This is a genomic window from Alistipes sp. D31t1_170403_E11 (assembly GCF_015553985.1).
In the GTDB taxonomy this organism is placed as follows: Bacteria; Bacteroidota; Bacteroidia; order Bacteroidales; family Rikenellaceae; genus Alistipes; species Alistipes montrealensis.
The window spans coordinates 1,855-5,019 of the sequence record NZ_JADNHQ010000019.1; the positions used below are offsets into that span (position 1 = coordinate 1,855).

2 rRNA genes are annotated in these 3,165 nt (G+C 50.0%); both read left to right on the top strand.

Annotation, left to right across the window (positions count from 1 at the left end):
* Positions 1–32: 32 nt before the first annotated feature.
* Positions 33–2,905 (top strand): 23S ribosomal RNA (locus I2E69_RS15095).
* Positions 2,906–3,016: 111 nt separating this feature from the next.
* Positions 3,017–3,130: ribosomal RNA gene (rrf, locus tag I2E69_RS15100) — 5S ribosomal RNA — on the top strand.
* The last annotated feature ends 35 nt before the right edge of the window (positions 3,131–3,165 follow it).

The following is a 3,165-nucleotide window of genomic DNA, read 5'->3' on the forward strand; positions in this document are numbered from 1 at the left end:
CACACGGGACAATAGGCCGTGTGAGAAGTTGTAAGAAAGTAAATAAGGGCGTATGGGGGATGCCTAGGCTCTTGGAGGCGACGAAAGACGTGGTAAGCTGCGATAAGTCCCGGGGATTTGCAAACAAGATTTGATCCGGGAATTTCTGAATGGGACAACCCGTCAGGTAGAAGACCTGACACATCGAAAGATGGGCCAACCCTCTGAACTGAAACATCTTAGTAGGAGGAGGAAAAGAAAGAAACATCGATTTCCTGAGTAGCGGCGAGCGAAAGGGAAACAGCCTAAACCGGTTTTGTTACGGCAAAGCCGGGGTTGTAGGACTGCAACATTCAATTAACAATGAACTGGAACGATCTGGAAAGTTCGTCCACAGAGGGTGAAAGACCCGTACAGGTAAGTTCGTTATGCGATAGCAGTATCCTGAGTAGGGCGGGACACGAGGAATCCTGTCTGAATCTGCCGGGACCACCCGGTAAGGCTAAATACTCCCAAGAGACCGATAGTGAACCAGTACCGTGAGGGAAAGGTGAAAAGAACCCCGAACAGGGGAGTGAAATAGAACCTGAAACCATACGCTTACAACCTGTCGGAGCAGCTTCGTGCTGTGACGGCGTGCCTATTGAATAATGAGCCTACGAGTTACTAATCACTGGCGAGGTTAAGTGCAAGGATGCACGGAGCCGAAGCGAAAGCGAGTCTTAATAGGGCGCTTAGTCAGTGGTTGTAGACGCGAAACCTTGCGATCTACCCTTGAGCAGGTTGAAGGTTGGGTAAAACCAACTGGAGGACCGAACGAATAAGCGTTGAAAAGCTTCTCGATGACTTGAGGGTAGGGGTGAAAGGCTAATCAAGCTGGGAAATAGCTCGTACTCCCCGAAATGCCTTTAGGGGCAGCGTTGTAATTAAGAGTCTACTGGAGGTAGAGCTACTGATTGGATGCGGGGGCTTCACCGCCTACCAAATCCTGACAAACTCCGAATGCCAGTAGTATGATTTACAGCAGTGAGCGACCGGGTGCTAATGTCCGGTTACGAGAGTGGAACAACACAGACCAGCAACTAAGGTCCCCAAGAGTATACTAAGTTGATCTAACGATGTTTTGTTGCAGAGACAGCTAGGATGTTAGCTTGGAAGCAGCTATTCATTCAAAGAGTGCGTAACAGCTCACTAGTCGAGCGACAAAGCGTGGATAATAAACGGGCATCAAGTATACCACCGAAGTTCTGGGCACGAAAGTGCGGTAGGGGAGCATTCTATTTGCGTCGAAGCCATTCCGTGAGGATAGGTGGAGCGGATAGAAAAGCAAATGTAGGCATGAGTAACGATAATGCGGGAGAGTAACCCGCACACCGCAAGACCAAGGTTTCCTGATCAACGCTAATCGGATCAGGGTTAGTCGGGTCCTAAGGGTAAGCCGAACGGTGATCTCGATGGATAATCGGTTAATATTCCGATACTAACATATACCTCGATGGAGAGACGAAGGAACGTAAGTGACGCCGCCTGACGGAATAGGTGGTTGAAGGGCTTAGGTATAGGGACAGATTAAGAGTTAGTCCTTGCTGAAACCTGACAGTACAGAGCGGCTACGGCCAATTTGATAGTTCACCCAAGTAGACTTCCGAGAAAATCTTCTAAGTTATAGTATATGTTACCCGTACCGTAAACCGACACAGGTGGTCGAGGAGAGTATCCTAAGGTGCTCGAGTGAATCACGGTTAAGGAACTAGGCAAATTAACCCCGTAACTTCGGGAGAAGGGGTCCCACCGCGAGGTGGGCGCAGCGAAGAGGTCCAGGCGACTGTTTATCAAAAACACAGGGCTCTGCAAATTCGAAAGAAGACGTATAGGGCCTGACACCTGCCCGGTGCTGGAAGGTTAAGAGGGGATGTCATCGCAAGAGAAGCATTGAATCGAAGCCCCAGTAAACGGCGGCCGTAACTATAACGGTCCTAAGGTAGCGAAATTCCTTGTCGGGTAAGTTCCGACCTGCACGAATGGTGTAACGATCTGGACACTGTCTCAACCGTGAGCTCGGTGAAATTGTAGTCCCGGTGATGATGCCGGGTACCCGCAACGGGACGAAAAGACCCCGTGAACCTTTACTATAGCTTAACGCTGAATTTGGGTACACAATGTGTAGGATAGGCCGGAGACTATGAAGCGGGTACGCCAGTATTCGTGGAGTCAACGTTGAAATACGGCCCTTTGTGTACTTGGATTCTAACCCTCAAGAGGGGACACCGTTTGGTGGGTAGTTTGACTGGGGTGGTCGCCTCCAAAAGAGTAACGGAGGCTTCCCAAGGTACCCTCAGCACGAATGGTAACCGTGCGTAGAGTGCAATAGCATAAGGGTGCTTGACTGTGAGACATACAAGTCGATCAGGTGCGAAAGCAGGGTATAGTGATCCGGTGGTTCTGTGTGGACTGGCCATCGCTCAAAGGATAAAAGGTACTCCGGGGATAACAGGCTGATCGCCGCCAAGAGCTCATATCGACGCGGCGGTTTGGCACCTCGATGTCGGCTCGTCACATCCTGGGGCTGGAGAAGGTCCCAAGGGTTCGGCTGTTCGCCGATTAAAGTGGCACGCGAGCTGGGTTCAGAACGTCGTGAGACAGTTCGGTCTCTATCTGTTGCGGGCGTAGGAAAATTGAGGGGTCCTGACTTTAGTACGAGAGGACCGAGTTGGACGAACCTCCGGTGTATCGGTTATGCTGCCAAGTGTACCGCCGAGTAGCCGCGTTCGGTTTGGATAAGCGCTGAAAGCATCTAAGCGCGAAGCCATCCCCAAGATAAGTTTTCCCTTGAGGGGCGTAGGAGACTACTACGTTGATAGGCTGCAGGTGTAAAGACAGTAATGTCAAAGCCGAGCAGTACTAATTACCCGAACGATTTTTTTACATCAATTCTTTATCTCATTTCCCTGATATGTCAACTCATACCGAGTGCGACGGATTGTGATGATCTAAAAGCATCACTCGCATGGCTTCGATAAATTGAAGCAACGTTCTTTTAGGTGGTTATAGCAGTGAGGTTCCACCTCTTCCCATTCCGAACAGAGAAGTTAAGCTCACTAACGCCGATGGTACTGCGGTTTTCCCGTGGGAGAGTAGGTAGCCGCCTCTTCAAGGTCAGATCGAAAGGTCTGACCTTTTTTTATG